Here is a 17,230-nt window from a genome sequence, read left to right as displayed (position 1 = left end):
GCGGCACTTCCGCTCGGCGCGCATCGTTACCATGCGGGGACGCACATTCCGACGACCACTGACGACGACGAGGGACGGGCGAGCGCGTGGCCGAGGCGGCTGACTTCCAGGGGACCAGTGCCTCACCTGCGCGCCGCTGGCTGCGGCGCACCGGAGCGCTGCTCGCCGGGGTGCCACTCCTGGCCGGGCTGCTCCAGCTGCCCGCCGCCGCACCCGCCCAGGCGGCGTCCGGGGACCCGGTGTCGGTCTCCCTGGACTCCCTGACCCCCAACGCCCCCACCGACGGCGACACCCTGACCGTCTCCGGCACGGTGACCAACAACGGCAAGCAGACCGTCACCGGTGCCCACGTGGGTCTGCGGGTCGGCCCGATGCTGAACACCCGCTCGGAGATCAGCGCGGTGGCCCGCCATCCCGACGATCTCCAGGGCGCCGCCGGCACCGAGGTCGGCGGCAAGTACGAGCAGAAGTTCACCAAGCTGGCGCCGGGCGTCGCCGAGCACTTCAGCATCTCGGTCCCGGTGGACAAGCTGGACCTCGGCGCGGACGGCGTCTATGAATTCGGGGTCGCCCTGTCCGGGCAGACCTCCGCACAGCCCTGGCAGCAGCTGCTCGGCGTGCAGCGGACCTTCCTGCCGTGGCAGCCGTCCGACGCCGGCACCAAGACGCGGACGACGTTCCTGTGGCCGCTGCTGTCCACCGTCCATCTGACGGCCAGGACCGGCGCCGGGGAGCTGCAGACGCCCGAGTTCCTCAACGACGACCTGGCCAAGGAGCTGGCGCCGGGCGGCCGCCTGGCCCGGATGGTCGACCTGGGCAAGGACCTGGACGTCACCTGGGTGATCGACCCGGACCTGCTGGCCTCCGTGGACGCCATGGCATCCGGCAACTACCGACTGCCGGGCGACGGCGACACCACCACGCCCGGGCCCAAGGACCACCAGGCGCTCGCCAAGCAGTGGCTGGCCGATCTGCAGAAGGCGGTCGTGGGCAAGGAGGTCGTCGCGCTGCCCTTCGCCGACCCGGACCTGGCGTCCCTCGCCCACCGCGGCACCAGCGTCACCGGCTCCCTGAGCCATCTCAAGGACGCCACCGACGTCGCCGCCACCACCGTCAAGACCGTGCTCCACGTCACACCGAGCACGGACTACGCCTGGCCCGTGGACGGCGCCGTGGACCCGTCGATCATGAGGGTCGCGACCTCCGCCGGTGCCGACCGGGTGATCGCCCGCAGCGACAGCCTCCAGGACACCGCCGGGCTGTCGTACACGCCCTCGGCGGCCCGGCCGGTCGGCGGTGGCACCACGGCGATCGTCGCCGACGCCAAGCTGTCCACGGCCTTCGAGGGCGATCTGACCAAGGCGGGACCGGCCACGCTCGCCGTGCAGCAGTTCCTGGCCCAGAGCCTGGAGATCAACGCCCAGACCGACCAGCAGCGCAGCATCGTCGTCGCGCCGCAGCGCATGCCCACCGCGGACCAGGCACAGGCGATGGCCACGGCGGTGAAGGCGCTCCAGGGCGGCACGTGGTCCCAGGCCCAGGACCTGACCGCCGCGGCCAAGGCCAAGCCCGACCCGAACGCCACCACGCGCATCCCCTCGACCTCCGCCTACCCCTCCGCCCTGCGCCGCCAGGAGCTGCCGGTCTCCGCCTTCGGGCAGATCGCCCGCACCCAGGACAAGCTCGACAACTTCCAGGTGATCCTCTCCGACCAGTCCCGCGTGGTGACCCCGTTCGGGCGGGCCATAAACCGCGGGATGTCCACGTCGTGGCGGGGCCAGGAAGAGGCGGGCGACAGCTACCGCAGCGGGGTCGAGTCGTGGCTCGACGACCTGGCCCGGCAGGTCAAGCTGATCGACAAGTCCGAGACCAAGCTCTCCGGACGCAGCGCGACCATCCCGGTGACCGTCCAGAACAACCTGGTCCAGCCGGTCGGTCATCTGGTGCTGCGCCTCAGCTCGACCATGCCGACCCGTCTGAAGATCGGCGGCAAGGCCTACGCGGAGCAATCCGTCGACATCGCCGGCGGCCACGCCCAGTCGGTGAAGTTCAGCACGTCGGCCAACGCCAACGGCCGGGCGACGGTGATCGCCCAGCTGTACACCGAGGACGGCCAGGAGTACGGCGCCCCCGTCACCTTCGACGTGAAGGTCACCGAGGTCACGCCCACGGTGATGCTGGTCATCGGCGGCGGTGTGCTGCTCCTCGTCCTCGCCGGCTTCCGGATGTACACCCAGCGCAAGCGCGCGGCCGCCCGCCGGGCCGGGGAGGGCGGACCGGGCGAGGCGGGGGAGCACTCCGACGAGCCGGGGAACCCCGGCGGGCCCGGGGACCGTCTCCCGGGGGAGTCCGACTCCGCCTCCGGGGCAGACGACCCGGAGCAGCCGAGTGACCCTGCGCCGGACACCGCACCGGAAAGCACCGACCCGTCCGGGACGGGTGAGAGAGTGGACCGTTGAGCGATGTCGTGGCCGGTGGGCCCGGGACGATGAGGTGGGGTAAGGCATGAACGCGCCGTACGACGGTGACCGCGGCCAGGGCGCGGCCGGCTCGGGCTACCCCGAGACGCCGCCCGACCCCGGCCAGGTGCCGCCGCAGCAAGCGGCGGACATGTACCTCCAGGACGCCTACGAGCAGGACCCCTACCGGGCGCACGACCTGACCGCCCAGGACCCGGTCGCCGAGGCGCTCTACGACCGTGCCGCGCACCCCCCGCCGCCCCAGAGCGGCTACGAGCAGCCGCTGTACGGCCAGCCCGCCCAGTCGCCCTACGCGCCCGATCCGCGGGTGTGGGCGCAGACCCCGGCGCCGGAGCCCGACGGCGCGGCGCCCTACCTGCCCTACGGCGACGATCCGCGCACCACCCAGTTCGTCGGGGTGGACGACCTGGTCTCGCACTCCGGCGAGGAGTACCACGAGCCGGACGCCTTCGCTCATCTCTTCAAGGACCAGCAGCACAGCGGCGGTCATCTGCCGGTGGACTCCGCGGGCCTTCCGGGTCCGGCCGCGGCGCCGGGCAACGGCCCGGGGGCCGGCGGACCGTACCCGTCGGCCCACGGCGGGCACCCGCAGCAGCCGAACCCGTACGCGGGCTCCGGGTACCAGTCGGCGCCGTATGCCGCCCACAACCCGATGCAGCCCCCGGTGCCGGCGCCGGCCGGGGTGCCCGAGCCCGCCGGTCCTGCGGGCGCCGGGGCGGCCGAGGCGGCCATGGCGCCCGCGGCCTCCGTGGCGACCGCCGCTCCCGCCCCCGCGAAGAAGGGCGGCAAGGCCGCCGGGCTGCTGAAGTCCAGCGCCGTCATGGCGGCGGGCACCCTGGTCTCCCGGCTCACCGGCTTCGTCCGCTCCGCGCTGATCGTCTCCGCGCTCGGCCTCGGCTTCCTCGGCGACTCCTTCCAGGTCGCCTACCAGCTGCCGACCATGATCTACATCCTCACCGTGGGCGGCGGCCTCAACTCGGTCTTCGTGCCGCAGCTGGTCCGCTCGATGAAGGAGGACGAGGACGGCGGCGAGGCCTTCGCCAACCGGCTGCTGACCCTGGTGATGGTGGCGCTCGCCGCGTTGACCGCCCTCGCGATGTTCGCGGCCCCTCTGCTGGTCCGCATGATCTCCAACCCGGTCGCCAGCAACCCGGCGGCCAACGAGGTCGCGGTCACCTTCACCCGCTACTTCCTGCCCTCGATCTTCTTCATGGGCATCCACGTGGTGATGGGTCAGGTACTCAACGCCCGTGGCAAGTTCGGCGCGATGATGTGGACCCCGGTCCTGAACAACATCGTCATCATCGTGACGCTGGGCATGTTCATCTGGGTCTACGGCACCGCCGCGCACTCCCACATGACGGTCACGAACATCCCGCCGCAGGGCCAGCGCCTGCTCGGCGTCGGTGTGTTGCTCGGCCTGGTCGTGCAGGCGCTGGCGATGATCCCCTATCTGCGCGAGACCGGGTTCCGGATCCGGCCGCGGTTCGACTGGCGCGGCCACGGTCTGGGCAAGGCGGCGGCGCTCGCCAAGTGGACGTTCCTGTTCGTGCTCGCCAACCAGGCCGGCGCCATGATCGTCACCCAGCTCTCCACCGCGGCCGGCAAGGAGTCCGGCGTCTCCGGCACCGGCTTCGCCGCCTACGCCAACGCCCAGCTGATCTGGGGCCTGCCGCAGGCCATCATCACGGTCTCCCTGATGGCCGCCCTGCTGCCGCGCATCTCCCGCTCGGCCTCCGAGGGCGACGGCGGCGCCGTACGCGACGACATCTCGCAGGGCCTGCGGACCACCGCGGTCGCCATCGTCCCGGTCGCCTTCGGTTTCGTGGCGCTGGGCATCCCGATGTGCACCCTGATCTTCGGCAGCTCCGGCACCAGCTCGGCCACCAACATGGGCTACATGCTGATGGCCTTCGGTCTCGGCCTGATCCCGTTCTCGGTGCAGTACGTCGTCCTGCGTGCCTTCTACGCCTACGAGGACACCCGCACCCCCTTCTACAACACCGTCATCGTCGCCGCGGTGAACGCGGGCGCCTCGGCGCTGTGCTTCTTCCTGCTGCCGGCCCGCTGGGCGGTCGCCGGCATGGCCGCCGCGTACGGCGTCGCCTACGCGATCGGGGTGGCCGTCGCCTGGCGTCGGCTGCGCAAGCGGCTGGGCGGCGACCTGGACGGCGCCCGGGTGCTGCGGACGTACGCGCGGCTGTGCATCGCCTCCATTCCGGCGGCCCTGCTCAGCGGTGCGGCCTGCTACGGCATCGCGCACAGCCTCGGCCAGGGCGTCATCGGTTCCTTCGCGGCGCTGGTCGTCGGCGGGGCCGTTCTGCTGGGAGTCTTCTTCGTCGCCGCCCGCCGGATGCGGATCGACGAACTCAACTCGCTCGTGGGTATGGTGCGCGGGCGTCTGGGTCGCTGAGGCGCGGGTAGGGGCACAACCATCGTCCGCCGCCGCGTGTCGTGCATAGCGGCGGACTGTGGGCACAATTGGTTTCGGCGTCGGACAGCGTGCAACGGATGGGGAGGCAGGGACGACGGTGGCGGAACGGAGCACGGCTGCCGTCGACGTGGCAGACAACAGCGGCGAGCAGCCGCTGACCGCGAAGGCGGACCAGTCCACGGCCGACGGGGTGGCCAAGAACCCGGAGCGGGACACGGACGGTGACGGGGCGCAGGGGAGTGACGCGAAGGGTTCCTTGAAGCAGGCCTCGCCTCCGGAACTGCACAGCGGTCACAAGCTCGCCAGACGCTACCGGCTGGAGGAGTGCGTCACCCGACTGGACGGGTTCAGCAGCTGGCGTGCCGTCGACGAGAAACTCCGTCGGGCGGTCGGGGTCCATGTGCTGCCCGCGGATCACGCACGGGCCCGGTCCGTCCTCGCCGCGGCCCGGTCCTCCGCGCTGCTCGGCGACCCGCGCTTCGTCCAGGTCCTCGACGCCGTCGAGGAGAACGACCTCGTCTACGTCGTGCACGAATGGCTGCCCGACGCCACCGAACTGACCACCCTGCTCACCGCCGGCCCGCTGGAACCGCACGACGCCTACCAGATGGTCAGTCAGGTGGCCTCCGCCATGGCCGCCGCGCACCGTGAGGGCCTCGCCCATCTGCGGCTGAACCCCAACGCCGTGCTGCGCACCTCGACCGGTCAGTGGCGTATCCGCGGCCTCGCGGTGAACGCCGCGCTGCGCGGCATCAGCTCCGACACCCCGCAGCGCACCGACACGGAGGCCATCGGCGCCCTGCTGTACGCGGCGCTGACCCAGCGCTGGCCCTACGAGAACGACGCCTACGGCCTGTCGGGCCTCCCGAAGGACATCGGCCTCATCGCACCGGACCAGGTGCGGGCCGGCGTCCACCGCGGTCTGTCCGAGCTGGCCATGCGGGCCCTCGTCAACGACGGCGCCACCGCGTCCCGGCACGAGGCCCCGTGCACCACGCCCGAGGAGCTGGTGAAGGCGATCAGCGAGATGCCCCGCATCCGCCCGCCGGAGCCGACGTTCACCGCGCCGCCGGAGTACCAGCGCACGACGTACCAGCAGGGCACCTACGGCCGCCCGCCGGTGCACCCCGGCGCCACCCAGCCGATCGCGCCACCGCCGCCCCCGCTGCAGAGCCGCACCGGCAAGGCCCTGAAGTGGGCGGTCTCCGCCCTCCTCATCGCCGCCCTCGGGCTCGGCAGCTGGCAGCTGGCCGACGCCCTGATGGACCAGGGCGGCAAGTCGAACGACACCAACAAGAGCCAGACCACCGACGACGGCGACAAGACCGCCGGCCGGCCGAAGACGACGCCGATAAAGATCCAGGGCGGCCAGGAGTTCGTCGCCAAGGGCGACGCCCAGAGCCCCGGAGACGTCGCCAAGACGTACGACGGCAATCCGTCGACCTACTGGAAGACCAAGTCCTTCAACGAGGGGCCGTCCTTCGCGCCGTACAAGCCGGGCGTGGGCATCGTCTACGACCTCGGCTCGTCCACCCAGCTCGGCACCGCCACGCTCAACCTGCGCTACGGCGGCGACCACACCACCGTCGAGCTGTACGCGGCGGACTCGCTGAACCCGCCGTCGCTGGACTCGATGACCCGGATCGGCAGTACCACCACCACCGGCACCACCGCCACCGTGAAGGTCGGCAAGCAGCTGAAGACGCGGTACGTCCTGGTGTGGCTGACGGCCGTGCCGAACTCCGGCTACGACTCCCAGCTGTACGCCAGCGCCGGTTACAAGCAGGCCATCGGCGAAGTGAAGTTCACGGGCTGACGTCTCACCCGGACCGGAGGGGACAGATGGCGGAGGGCGTCGAATACGCCGGGGTGGGCGACCAGGAGCTGCTCGCCCGCCATGTGCAGGGCGACCCCGACGCCTTCGCCGAGATCGTACGGCGGCACCGGGACCGGCTCTGGGCGGTCGCACTGAGGACGCTCGGCGACCGCGAGGAGGCAGCCGACGCGGTGCAGGACGCCCTGGTGTCCGCCTACCGTGCCGCGCACACCTTCCGGGGGCAGTCGGCGGTGACGACCTGGCTGCACCGGATCACGGTCAACGCCTGCCTGGACCGCGCCCGCAAGGCGGCCTCCCGCAAGACCGCCCCGGTGGACGACACCGAGCGGCTGGAGCAGCTGCTGGAGCCGCACGAGTCCGCCTCGGCGCCGGCCGAGCGCAACGATCTGCACCGCCAGCTCGTCGAGGCGCTCGGCACGCTGCCGCCGGAGCAGCGCGCCGCGCTGGTCCTCGTGGACATGCAGGGCTACCCGGTCGCCGAGGCGGCCCGGATCCTCGACGTGCCCACGGGGACGGTGAAGAGCCGCTGCGCCCGGGGCAGAGCCCGGCTGCTGCCGCTACTCACCCATCTGCGCCCCACTCGTGGAGGAGCCCCCCGGCCCGACGCGTCCGCCGGCGAAGAAGAGAGTGGCCGGGGACGGAACCGGGTGCAAGAGGCATCCGTCCCATCCGCAACGGAGTCTTCCGACGGAGGTCTCCGGGATCCGGGACCGACCGATTCAGCCGCAGTGAAGGGCGGAGGTGGGCGAGCGTGACAGCGACGACCGACGCGGCCGGGCACCCGGACGTCACGGAGATCTCCGACCTCGCCGAAGGCCTGCTCCCCGCCGGGCGCGGCACGGACGTACGGCGTCATCTGGACGCCTGTGAACTGTGCGCGGACATCTATGCCTCGCTGGAGGAGATCCGCGGGCTGCTGGGGACCGCCCCGGCGAACGAGCCCATGCCGGCCGACGTCGCCCAGCGGATCGATGCCGCCCTTGCCGCCGAGGCCCTGCTCCATGCCTCTGCCCCCGAAGCGGAGTCCGTGGTCGATGTTTCACGTGAAACATCGCCCCCTGCGGACCATGCGGTCCCGGCTCCGACCGGTCGCCCCGCCGGCCGCCCACAGGCGGCGACAGGGCCGGGGAGGAAGCCGGGCAGGGAAAAGAGAGGGCGGCGCCGGGCCCTGGTGCTGGGCGGTGTGCTGACCGCCGCCGTTCTGGGCGCCGGTGCGCTGGTGCTCCAGTCGCTCGGCGGCGGGACGTCCACCACGACGGCCCATGGCAAGCCGAGCGCTTCCGCGGGCGCTTTCTCCGGTACCAGCGTCCAGAACCAGGTGCGGGGCCTGCTGGGAGCGGAGAAGGGCCTACAGCGGGGCCCCGCCACCCAGCAGCCGCGGTCGGGCAGCGGCGTCCAGCCCAACACTCCGCAGACGACCGAAAGCGCGAACACGCTCCTTCAGCCCCAGGTGCCGGTTCCGGACTGCGTGCGGCAGGCGATCCCCCGGGGCGAGCAGGCACTGGCTGCGAAGAACGGTTCCTATGCCGGGAAGAGGGCCTATCTCGTGGTCCTTCCCGATTCCCAGGACAGCGCGCGCGTCACCGCTTATGTGGTCGACGCCGCCTGTGTGGGACAGCGGTCCGCGACCGCCGGCACGGTTCTTCTGAAGCAGTCCGTCGACCGTCCCTGAGCGGGGTCCCGGCCCGGCGTGGCGCCCTCATTCGCTCCGTCTCGTCCCGCACGCGTGTGCCCGGACACAACGGGAATGCGCGCCCCGTAGGATCCGTTGGGTGGGGTGAGAGCCCCGAAAGGGGCATCCACCGGTCACTGACGCAGACCAGAGACGAGGAATCAAGCCGTGAGCGACGTCCGTAACGTGATCATCATCGGCTCCGGGCCCGCAGGCTACACGTCGGCGCTGTACACCGCCCGTGCGTCGCTGAAGCCGCTGGTGTTCGAAGGCGCCGTCACCGCCGGTGGTGCGCTGATGAACACCACCGAGGTGGAGAACTTCCCGGGCTTCCGCGACGGCATCATGGGCCCCGACCTCATGGACAACATGCGGGCGCAGGCCGAACGCTTCGGCGCCGAACTGATCCCCGACGACATCGTCTCGGTCGATCTGACCGGTGAGATCAAGACCGTCACCGACACCTCGGGCACGGTCCACAAGGCGAAGGCCGTCATCGTCACCACGGGCTCCCAGCACCGCAAGCTCGGCCTCCCGAACGAGGACGCGCTCTCCGGCCGCGGTGTCTCCTGGTGCGCCACCTGCGACGGGTTCTTCTTCAAGGACCAGGACATCGCCGTGATCGGCGGCGGCGACACCGCGATGGAGGAGGCCACCTTCCTCTCCCGCTTCGCCAAGTCCGTGACGATCGTCCACCGCCGGGACACGCTGCGCGCCTCGAAGGCGATGCAGGAGCGCGCCTTCGGCGACCCGAAGATCAAGTTCGTCTGGGACAGCGAGGTCGCCGAGATCCAGGGCGACCAGAAGCTCTCCGGGCTGAAGCTGCGCAACGTCAAGACCGGTGAGCTGTCCGAGCTGCCCGTGACCGGACTGTTCATCGCCATCGGCCACGACCCGCGCACGGAGCTGTTCAAGGGCCAGCTGGACCTCGACGAGGAGGGCTACCTGAAGGTCGCCGCCCCGTCCACCCGCACCAATGTGACCGGTGTCTTCGCCGCCGGCGACGTGGTCGACCACACCTACCGGCAGGCGATCACCGCGGCCGGCACCGGTTGCTCCGCCGCCCTGGACGCCGAGCGCTACCTCGCCGCCCTGGCGGACGAGGACAAGGCCGAGCCCGAGAAGACCGCCGCGGTCTGAGCCTTCCTCTCAGCTTTCCTTCCCCGCCCACCCCACGACCAAGGTAAGGAGCCCAGAGTGGCCGCCCTGAAGAACGTGACCGACGCCTCCTTCGAGGAGGACGTCCTCAAGAACGACAAGCCCGTCCTGGTGGACTTCTGGGCCGCCTGGTGCGGTCCGTGCCGCCAGATCGCTCCCTCTCTTGAGGCGATCGCCGCGGAGCACGGCGACAAGATCGAGATCGTCAAGCTCAACATCGACGAGAACCCGGCCACGGCCGCCAAGTACGGCGTCATGTCCATCCCGACCCTGAACGTCTACCAGGGCGGCGAGGTCGCCAAGACCATCGTCGGCGCCAAGCCCAAGGCCGCGATCGTGCGCGACCTCGAGGACTTCATCGCCGAGTGATGTTTCACGTGAAACACGAATGGGCCAACCCCTGGGGGTTGGCCCATTCGCTTATGTCCCTCCGGTCGGCCCCGACTAGAGCGGTCTCAGCGCGGGTTCCTTCTGGACGGCGCCCAGCAGCCGGTCGATCGCCATCTCGACGTCCTCCTTCCAGGAGAGCGTGGAGCGCAGCTCCAGCCGCAGCCGGGGGTGCGTGGGGTGCTGTCGTACCGTCTTGAAGCCCACGGCCAGCAGATGGTCGGCCGGCAGCAGACAGGCGGGCTCCTTCCAGCGGGCGTCCCCGAAGGCCTCTATGGCCTTGAAGCCCCGTCGGAGCAGATCCTTGGCGACCGTCTGCACCAGCACCCGTCCCAGGCCCTGTCCCTGGTATCCGGGCTTGATGAAGGACGTGATCAGCTGGACGGCGTCGGGAGAGATCGGGCTCGTGGGGAAGGCCGCCGAGCGGGGGACGTAGGCGGGCGGGGCGTAGAGCACAAAGCCCACCGGTACGTCATCGACGTAGACCACGCGCCCGCACGAGCCCCAGTCGAGCAGGACGGCGGAGATCCAGGACTCCTTCTCCACGGCGGCCGTGCCGCCCTTGACCGCCGCCTCGCCGCTGACAGGGTCCAGTTCCCAGAAGACACATGAGCGACAGCGTTGGGGAAGGTCCTGAAGGTTGTCCAGAGTGAGCGGCACAAGCCGACGCCCCATGAAAGCTGTTCCTCGCTTCCGTCACCGACCGCCACAACGCGGGCGGCCGTCAGAGCACTGCGCTCCCTGATCGGCATCGTATCCACGATGGGATTCGCTCGACACCGCCCCAAAGCAAAGAGCGGGGCCGTGTCCGGTGGATACCGGACACGGCCCCGCTCGAAGCCCGAACCCCGACAGCCCGAGGCGCCGAGGATCAGTCCTCCTGGTCGCCGTCGGCACTCTCCTGGAGGTCCTTGGGAAGGACGGGACCCTCGCCCGGCGCCAGCGTGCCCAGGATCCGCTGAAGGTCCTCCACGGAGGCGAACTCCACCGTGATCTTGCCCTTCTTCTGCCCGAGGTCGACCTTCACCCGGGTCTCGAAGCGGTCGGACAACCGGGTCGCCAGCTCGTTCAGCGCCGGGGAGAGACGCGAGCCCGCGCGCGGACCCTTGGGACGCTGCGGCTTCTGGGGCCGCGAGCCCATCAGGGTCACGATCTCCTCGACGGCCCGCACCGACAGTCCCTCGGCCACAATGCGGTGGGCCAGCCGGTCCTGCTCCTCCGAGTCCGCCACGGACAGCAGCGCCCGGGCATGGCCGGCGGAAAGCACCCCGGCGGCGACCCTCTTCTGCACCGTCGGCGAAAGCTTCAGCAGCCGCAGCGTGTTGGAGACCTGCGGGCGGGAGCGTCCGATCCGGTCGGCCAGCTGGTCGTGCGTGCAGTTGAAGTCCTTCAGCAACTGGTCGTAGGCGGCGGCCTCTTCCAGCGGGTTCAGCTGCGCGCGGTGCAGGTTCTCCAGCAGCGCGTCCAGGAGGAGCTTCTCGTCCTCCGTGGCCCGGACGATCGCCGGGATGGCCTCCAGTCCGGCCTCACGACAGGCGCGCCAGCGGCGCTCACCCATGATCAGCTCATAGCGGCCGGGTTCCAACTGCCGTACGACGACCGGCTGGAGCAGACCGACCTCCTTGATGGAGGTGACCAGCTCGTGCAGGGCGTCCTCGTCGAAGACCTCGCGCGGCTGGCGCGGGTTCGGCGTGATGGCGTCGAGGGGGATCTCGGCGAAGTGGGCGCCCATCGGGGGTGCGGGCGTCTCCTTGGCGGGGCTCGCCGCCGGCTCCTCGGTTTCCCGTGAGACGGACGGCAGCGAGGCCACCTTCGCCGCGGCCACACCGCGGTCCGTCGTCATCACCGGACCACCGGCGGAAGAGACGGACGGTCCCCCTCCCAACGCGGCCGGGACCGGGTTCTTCTCGACCGGGGCGGCGGGAATCAGCGCCCCTAGTCCTCGGCCGAGCCCCCTCCGTCGCTCACTCACTGGATCCCCTCCACCATGCTCGGGTCGCTCTGGGCGCCGACATGGGCCTGGCTCGCGTCATAGCTGATGCCAATGCCCCGCAGCGCGATTTCTCGGGCCGCCTCAAGATACGAGAGGGCACCGCTCGATCCAGGATCGTAAGTCAGCACCGTCTGCCCGTAGCTCGGCGCCTCGGAGATACGGACCGAGCGGGGAATGCTCGTCCGCAGCACCTCTTCACCGAAGTGGCTGCGCACCTCTTCCGCGACCTGGGAGGCGAGACGCGTCCGGCCGTCGTACATGGTGAGCAGGATGGTCGATACATGCAGGCCGGGGTTGAGGTGCCCCCGCACCAGATCGACATTGCGCAGCAGCTGCCCCAGGCCCTCCAGCGCGTAGTACTCGCACTGGATCGGGATAAGGACCTCCTGGCCCGCGACCAGTGCGTTGACCGTCAACAGGCCGAGCGAGGGCGGGCAGTCGATGAGGATGTAGTCCAGCGGCTGTTCGTACGCCTGGATCGCGCGCTCCAGCCGGCTTTCCCGAGCCACCAGGGAGACCAGCTCGATCTCCGCACCGGCGAGATCGATGGTGGCCGGGGCGCAGAAGAGTCCCTCGACGTCCGGCACGGGCTGAACGACCTCGGCGAGCGGCTTGCTCTCCACCAACACGTCGTAGATCGAGGGAACTTCGGCGTGGTGGTCGATCCCGAGGGCCGTGGACGCGTTGCCCTGCGGGTCCAGGTCGATCACCAGCACCCGGGCACCGTGCAGAGCCAGCGAGGCGGCAAGGTTGACGGTCGTCGTCGTCTTGCCCACGCCACCCTTCTGGTTGGCGACCACCATGACGCGGGTCTGCTCCGGCCGCGGCAGACCTTCGCCGGCGCGGCCGATAGCCTCCACCGCCAGTTGGGCCGCGCGACCGATGGGGGTGTCGTCCATCGGAGGCGGTGTTTCACGTGAAACATCCGCCCCCATCGACTCGGTACGGGGACCGGGGACCGGATCGGTCATCGGTCCCGCGATGTTGGCGTCGGACCGCAAGGATTCACTCTCCTCGACTTCAGGCTCGCAATGAACAGAGCCTCCCATGCCTTCGGGGTCGTGAACCAGTGAGGTCGGGCCTTCTGTGGAGAAATCCACCTCTGTGGACAACTCCGTGCCCCCTGAGGGGGCCGGAGCGGACCGGACAGTGGGATCGGGGCCCTCTCCCAGGGAACCGAGAGGCTTCCGGTCGCGGGGTTCGGCCGCAGCGCGGCCGCGACTGATGATGCCGTGCAGCAGTGAGCGACGTTTCACGTGAAACACGATGCAGGGCCCCGGCGACCGGGGCTCCGCGACACTCCGGCCGCACGGGTTCGGCAGCTTGTGTGGAGTACGCCCGTCCGGCTCAGCGGCGCCGGCGGGTGCGTCCGGTGCGTGCGGCCTTCGCCCGCTTGGCGGCGAAGCGAACACCGCCGGGGCTTTCCCCGACCTCCACCCGGACCACCGTCGACATGGGGTCGACGATGCCCTCGCCCACATGGAGGATCGAGGTCTCCACCGCACCGAGCTTGCTGAGCGCAGTGGACGCGGCCTTCAGCTCCTCCTCCGCGGTGTCACCCTTGAGGGCCAGCATCTCGCCGTACGGGCGCAGCAGCGGAATCCCCCAGGTGGCCAGACGGTCCAGCGGGGCCACGGCCCGGGCGGTCACCACATGGACCGGCGGCAGCTTGCCGAGGACCTCCTCGGCACGCCCCCGCACCACGGTGACATGGTCCAGGCCGAGCAGCTCGACGACCTCGGTGAGGAAGTTGGTGCGCCGCAGCAGAGGCTCCAGCAGGGTGATGTTGAGGTCGTCGCGGACCAGCGCCAGCGGGATGCCCGGCAGACCGGCGCCGGAGCCGACATCGCAGACCGTCACCCCCTCGGGAACGGCCTCGGAGAGCACCGCACAGTTCAGAATGTGCCGCTCCCACAGGCGGGGCACTTCCCGCGGACCGATCAGACCGCGCTGCACTCCCGCCTCGGCGAGCAGTTCCGCGTAGCGCACCGCATCGGCGAAGCGATCACCGAACACTTCGCGCGCCTGCTCGGGGGCGGGGGGAAGCTCCGCTGCCTCCGTCACGGGGACCGTCCTTCCGTACAGCGCCGGTGCTTCGCGCACCGGCCACCAGAACTACCAGGCTGACAAAGTTCGGCCCCGCCTGCTCAACAGACGGGGCCGGTGTAACAAGGGGACCGATCAGGCGGGCAGCACGACGACGAAGCGCTGCGGCTCCTCGCCCTCGGACTCGCTGCGCAGTCCGGCGGCCTTGACCGCGTCGTGCACGACCTTGCGCTCGAAGGGGGTCATGGGCCGGAGCTTCACGGGCTCCCCGGAGCTCTTCACCTCGGCGGCGGCCTTGGCGCCCAGCTCGGACAGCTCGGCGCGCTTCTTGGCCCGGTACTCGGCGATGTCCAGCATCAGCCGGCTGCGGTCACCGGTCTCCCGGTGCACGGCCAGACGCGTCAGCTCCTGAAGGGCCTCCAGCACCTCGCCATCGCGGCCGACCAGCTTCTGCAGATCACGGCTGCCGCTGTCGCTGATGATCGACACGGAGGCACGATCGGCCTCGACGTCCATGTCGATGTCGCCGTCGAGGTCGGCGATGTCCAGCAGACCCTCCAGGTAGTCCGCCGCGATCTCGCCCTCCTGCTCCAGGCGGGTGAGGGCGTCTGCACCCTCGGCAGCGGCGGAGGTGGTGCCTTCCGTCACGGGCTGGGCTCCTTCTTACTTCTTGGACGGGGACTTGGGCCGCTGCGAGCCACCCTTGCGCTGGCCGCTCTGGGCCTTGCTGCGGGCGCCCGTGCCGGGCTTCGAGGCCTGCCGGGCAGCGGCGGGCTTGCTGTCCTGCGGCTGGTCGGTCTTCTCCTGCTGCGACTCGTCCTGGTCGGTGTTCTCCGACGCGGGGGAGTCGCCCGCCGGCTTGGCCGCGCCGGACTGGCGCTGGGCCTTGGTCTGGCGCTTGGGCTGCTGGCGCCGGGCGGTGGTGCCCGTGGCGGTGGTCGTACCGTCCTCGGTCTGCGCCTCGGCCTGGGCCACGCTCTTCGTCACGGTGCCGTCCGCCTGGGCGGCGAGGCCGGCCTTGTTCAGGGCGTTGATGAACTTGCGCTCGAACTCGTTGCGCTCGCGGCCCTTGGCGACGATCGCCTTGACGATCGCCTTCTCGCTGCGGCGGCCGACCTTGCCGTGGTGCGTGACGTGCTTGGTCAGACGCTCCAGGTACGCGGCCTGGGCCTTGGAGCCCGGGGTCGGGTTGTTGCGGATGACATACATCTGCTGGCCCATGGTCCACACGTTGGTGGTCAGCCAGTAGATGAGGACACCGACCGGGAAGCGGATACCGAAGAAGGCGAACATGATCGGGAAGACGTACATCAGCATCTTCTGCTGCTGCATGAACGGCGTCTTCACCGTGGTGTCGACGTTCTTCGTCATCAGCTGGCGCTGCGTGTAGAACTGCGACGCCGACATCAGGACGATCATGACCGCGGTGACGACCCGGACGTCGGTGAGCGAGGCACCGAGCTTCTGCACCGTGTCGGCGCCGTCGAGGAACTTCGCGGCCAGCGGGGCCCCGAAGATGTGTGCCTGACGGGCGCTGGCCAGCAGGTCGGCGTTGATGTAGCCGATCTTGGTGCCGGACGCGATGCCGTTGAGCACGTGGTACAGGGCGAAGAAGAACGGGGACTGCGCCAGGATGGGAAGGCACGAGGAGAGCGGGTTGGTGCCCGCCTCCTTGTACAGCTTCATCATCTCTTCGGACTGACGCTGTTTGTCGTTCTTGTAGCGCTCCTGGATCTTCTTCATCTCCGGCTGGAGCGTCTGCATCGCGCGAGTCGCCTTGATCTGCTTCACGAAGAGCGGGATCAGGCAGATGCGGATCAGAATCACCAGGGACACGATGGACAGGCCCCAGGCCCACCCGGTGTCAGGTCCGAAGATCGCTCCGTACACCGTGTGGAACTGGACGATGACCCAGGAGACGGGCCAGGTGATGAAACTGAACAGGCTGGCAATCGTGTCCACTAATCATGCTCCTTGGGCATGGGACGAGGTCTCTGCGGCCGGGCTTGGAGGAAGGTCGGAGATGAAGTTCTCCGGCCTCTCTTCGGTGGCCGGTTCGGCGGCGGAGGACCCGCCTCTGCGTGTGCGCCAGGCGTCGCGCAGCATTTCGTGCCACCGCGGACGCTTGCGCGGCGGAACATGGTCCACCCCGCCCAGCGACCACGGATTGCACCGGAGGATGCGCCAGGCGGTGAGTGCCGTGCCCTTGATCGCACCATGCCGGTCGATGGCCGTGTAGCCGTAATGGGAGCACGACGGGTAGTACTTGCACACCGGCCCCAGCAGTGGACTGATCGTCCACTGGTACAGCTTGATCAGAGCCAGCAGCGGGTACTTCATCGCGTGCCCCCTCCCAGCAGCCGCCCTACGGCGGCGTCCAGGTCTTGGGCCAGCTGTGCATGGTCGGCGTCGCCCGCTCCGGGCAGCGCTCGTACGACTACCAGGCTACCGGGGGGAAACAGGTCGACTCGGTCACGCATCAGATGACGCAGTCTGCGCTTCACTTTGTTGCGCACGACCGCACCACCCACGGCCTTGCTCACGACGAAACCCGCACGCGTCGGAGGAGCGCTCTCCCCAGGCGCGTGCGGGTCCGTGGCACCGCTACGAAGGTGGACGACGAGGGTCGGGCGGCCTGCCCGACGGCCCCGTCGTACCGCGGTCGCGAAGTCCTCGCGCCGCCTCAGCCGGTTCTCGGTGGGCAGCACGATGTCATGACCTGACCGGGATCAGGCGGACAGACGGGCGCGACCCTTGCTACGGCGGGACGCGAGAATCGCGCGGCCGGCACGGGTGCGCATACGCAGCCGGAAGCCGTGGGTCTTCGCGCGACGACGGTTGTTCGGCTGGAAGGTGCGCTTGCTCACTCGGGGGCTCCAGAAAGAATCGGTAGTTGGCGGGGTGCCGTCCTGGCTGTCACCGTGCGCCCACGAGTAGCTCGCTTCACGCCCGAGTGCACCGCTTCCCGATCACCTGACGTGATCTGTGCCCATCGGAGGCAGGCGGCAGCAGCCATCGACAACTCGACCTGGTTACGGTACGCGGGGCTACGCCATTCGGTCAAACCGGGGGCGCCGGGGGACACTGTCCACAGGCTGGGGACAACAACTTGAACCGTACCGGCCACGCTGACTACCGTGGCTGGACTCCGATTCGTTCTTTTGTCCCCCGCCCCGGCGGGTTTGCCCCGCCGATCACCCGAAATTCATCCCGACCCGTCCCG

General features: G+C 70.0%; 16 protein-coding genes. 7 read left to right on the top strand and 9 right to left on the bottom strand.

Features of this window, described 5'->3' with window-relative positions:
- Positions 1–86 precede the first annotated feature (86 nt).
- The 7 genes from BLW85_RS20005 (at position 87) to trxA (ending at position 9,950) form a co-directional block, all read left to right on the top strand.
- Entirely contained in the window at positions 87–2,459 is a 2,373-nt protein-coding gene (locus tag BLW85_RS20005; protein WP_074992767.1) for a DUF6049 family protein, read from the top strand.
- 46 nt (positions 2,460–2,505) lie between these two features.
- On the top strand, positions 2,506–4,893 hold the full coding sequence (gene murJ, locus BLW85_RS20000) for a murein biosynthesis integral membrane protein MurJ (protein ID WP_074992766.1): 2,388 nt from the start codon (positions 2,506–2,508) through the stop codon (positions 4,891–4,893).
- A 118-nt stretch (positions 4,894–5,011) separates the two neighbouring features.
- On the top strand, positions 5,012–6,730 hold the full coding sequence (locus BLW85_RS19995; protein WP_070028842.1) for a protein kinase family protein: 1,719 nt from the start codon (positions 5,012–5,014) through the stop codon (positions 6,728–6,730).
- 26 nt (positions 6,731–6,756) lie between these two features.
- On the top strand, positions 6,757–7,506 hold the full coding sequence (gene sigM / locus BLW85_RS19990) for an RNA polymerase sigma factor SigM (RefSeq protein ID WP_074992765.1): 750 nt from the start codon (positions 6,757–6,759) through the stop codon (positions 7,504–7,506).
- Positions 7,503–8,423 (top strand): hypothetical protein, encoded by a 921-nt coding sequence (locus BLW85_RS19985; protein WP_074992764.1) that lies wholly within the window; start codon positions 7,503–7,505, stop codon positions 8,421–8,423. Before sigM ends, BLW85_RS19985 begins: the two co-directional genes overlap by 4 nt.
- A gap of 168 nt (positions 8,424–8,591) precedes the next feature.
- On the top strand, positions 8,592–9,563 hold the full coding sequence (trxB, locus tag BLW85_RS19980; RefSeq protein WP_070028845.1) for a thioredoxin-disulfide reductase: 972 nt from the start codon (positions 8,592–8,594) through the stop codon (positions 9,561–9,563).
- A gap of 57 nt (positions 9,564–9,620) precedes the next feature.
- Entirely contained in the window at positions 9,621–9,950 is a 330-nt protein-coding gene (gene trxA, locus BLW85_RS19975) for a thioredoxin (RefSeq protein ID WP_070028846.1), read from the top strand.
- Between the two features lie 75 nt (positions 9,951–10,025).
- Here trxA and BLW85_RS19970 read toward each other — a convergent pair whose 3' ends face one another.
- From BLW85_RS19970 to rpmH, 9 genes are all read right to left on the bottom strand, one after another.
- Positions 10,026–10,643 carry a GNAT family N-acetyltransferase gene (locus BLW85_RS19970; protein WP_070028847.1) on the bottom strand — a complete coding sequence of 206 codons (618 nt, stop codon included), beginning with the start codon at positions 10,641–10,643 and terminating at the stop codon, positions 10,026–10,028.
- A 196-nt stretch (positions 10,644–10,839) separates the two neighbouring features.
- The gene (locus tag BLW85_RS19965) at positions 10,840–11,940 is read right to left on the bottom strand and encodes a ParB/RepB/Spo0J family partition protein (RefSeq protein ID WP_074992763.1); all 1,101 of its coding nucleotides are present in this window, start codon (positions 11,938–11,940) and stop codon (positions 10,840–10,842) included.
- Positions 11,937–13,010 (bottom strand): ParA family protein, encoded by a 1,074-nt coding sequence (locus BLW85_RS19960; protein ID WP_074992762.1) that lies wholly within the window; start codon positions 13,008–13,010, stop codon positions 11,937–11,939. Before BLW85_RS19960 ends, BLW85_RS19965 begins: the two co-directional genes overlap by 4 nt.
- Positions 13,011–13,308: 298 nt before the next feature.
- Positions 13,309–14,025 (bottom strand): 16S rRNA (guanine(527)-N(7))-methyltransferase RsmG, encoded by a 717-nt coding sequence (gene rsmG, locus BLW85_RS19955; RefSeq protein WP_070028850.1) that lies wholly within the window; start codon positions 14,023–14,025, stop codon positions 13,309–13,311.
- A gap of 117 nt (positions 14,026–14,142) precedes the next feature.
- Positions 14,143–14,655, bottom strand: a complete 513-nt coding sequence (locus BLW85_RS19950; RefSeq protein WP_070028851.1) for a Jag family protein — start codon at positions 14,653–14,655, stop codon at positions 14,143–14,145.
- A gap of 15 nt (positions 14,656–14,670) precedes the next feature.
- Entirely contained in the window at positions 14,671–15,969 is a 1,299-nt protein-coding gene (gene yidC / locus BLW85_RS19945) for a membrane protein insertase YidC (RefSeq protein ID WP_070028852.1), read from the bottom strand.
- Between the two features lie 3 nt (positions 15,970–15,972).
- Positions 15,973–16,347 (bottom strand): membrane protein insertion efficiency factor YidD, encoded by a 375-nt coding sequence (yidD, locus tag BLW85_RS19940; RefSeq protein ID WP_070028853.1) that lies wholly within the window; start codon positions 16,345–16,347, stop codon positions 15,973–15,975.
- The gene (gene rnpA, locus BLW85_RS19935) at positions 16,344–16,715 is read right to left on the bottom strand and encodes a ribonuclease P protein component (RefSeq protein ID WP_071828733.1); all 372 of its coding nucleotides are present in this window, start codon (positions 16,713–16,715) and stop codon (positions 16,344–16,346) included. Before rnpA ends, yidD begins: the two co-directional genes overlap by 4 nt.
- A gap of 21 nt (positions 16,716–16,736) precedes the next feature.
- Positions 16,737–16,874 carry a 50S ribosomal protein L34 gene (gene rpmH, locus BLW85_RS19930; protein ID WP_003956500.1) on the bottom strand — a complete coding sequence of 46 codons (138 nt, stop codon included), beginning with the start codon at positions 16,872–16,874 and terminating at the stop codon, positions 16,737–16,739.
- Positions 16,875–17,230: the final 356 nt, after the last annotated feature.

Origin of the sequence: Streptomyces misionensis, from assembly GCF_900104815.1 — a bacterium.
GTDB classification, from domain to species: Bacteria; Actinomycetota; Actinomycetes; order Streptomycetales; family Streptomycetaceae; genus Streptomyces; species Streptomyces misionensis.
This window is presented reverse-complemented; position numbering and strand designations above follow the sequence as displayed.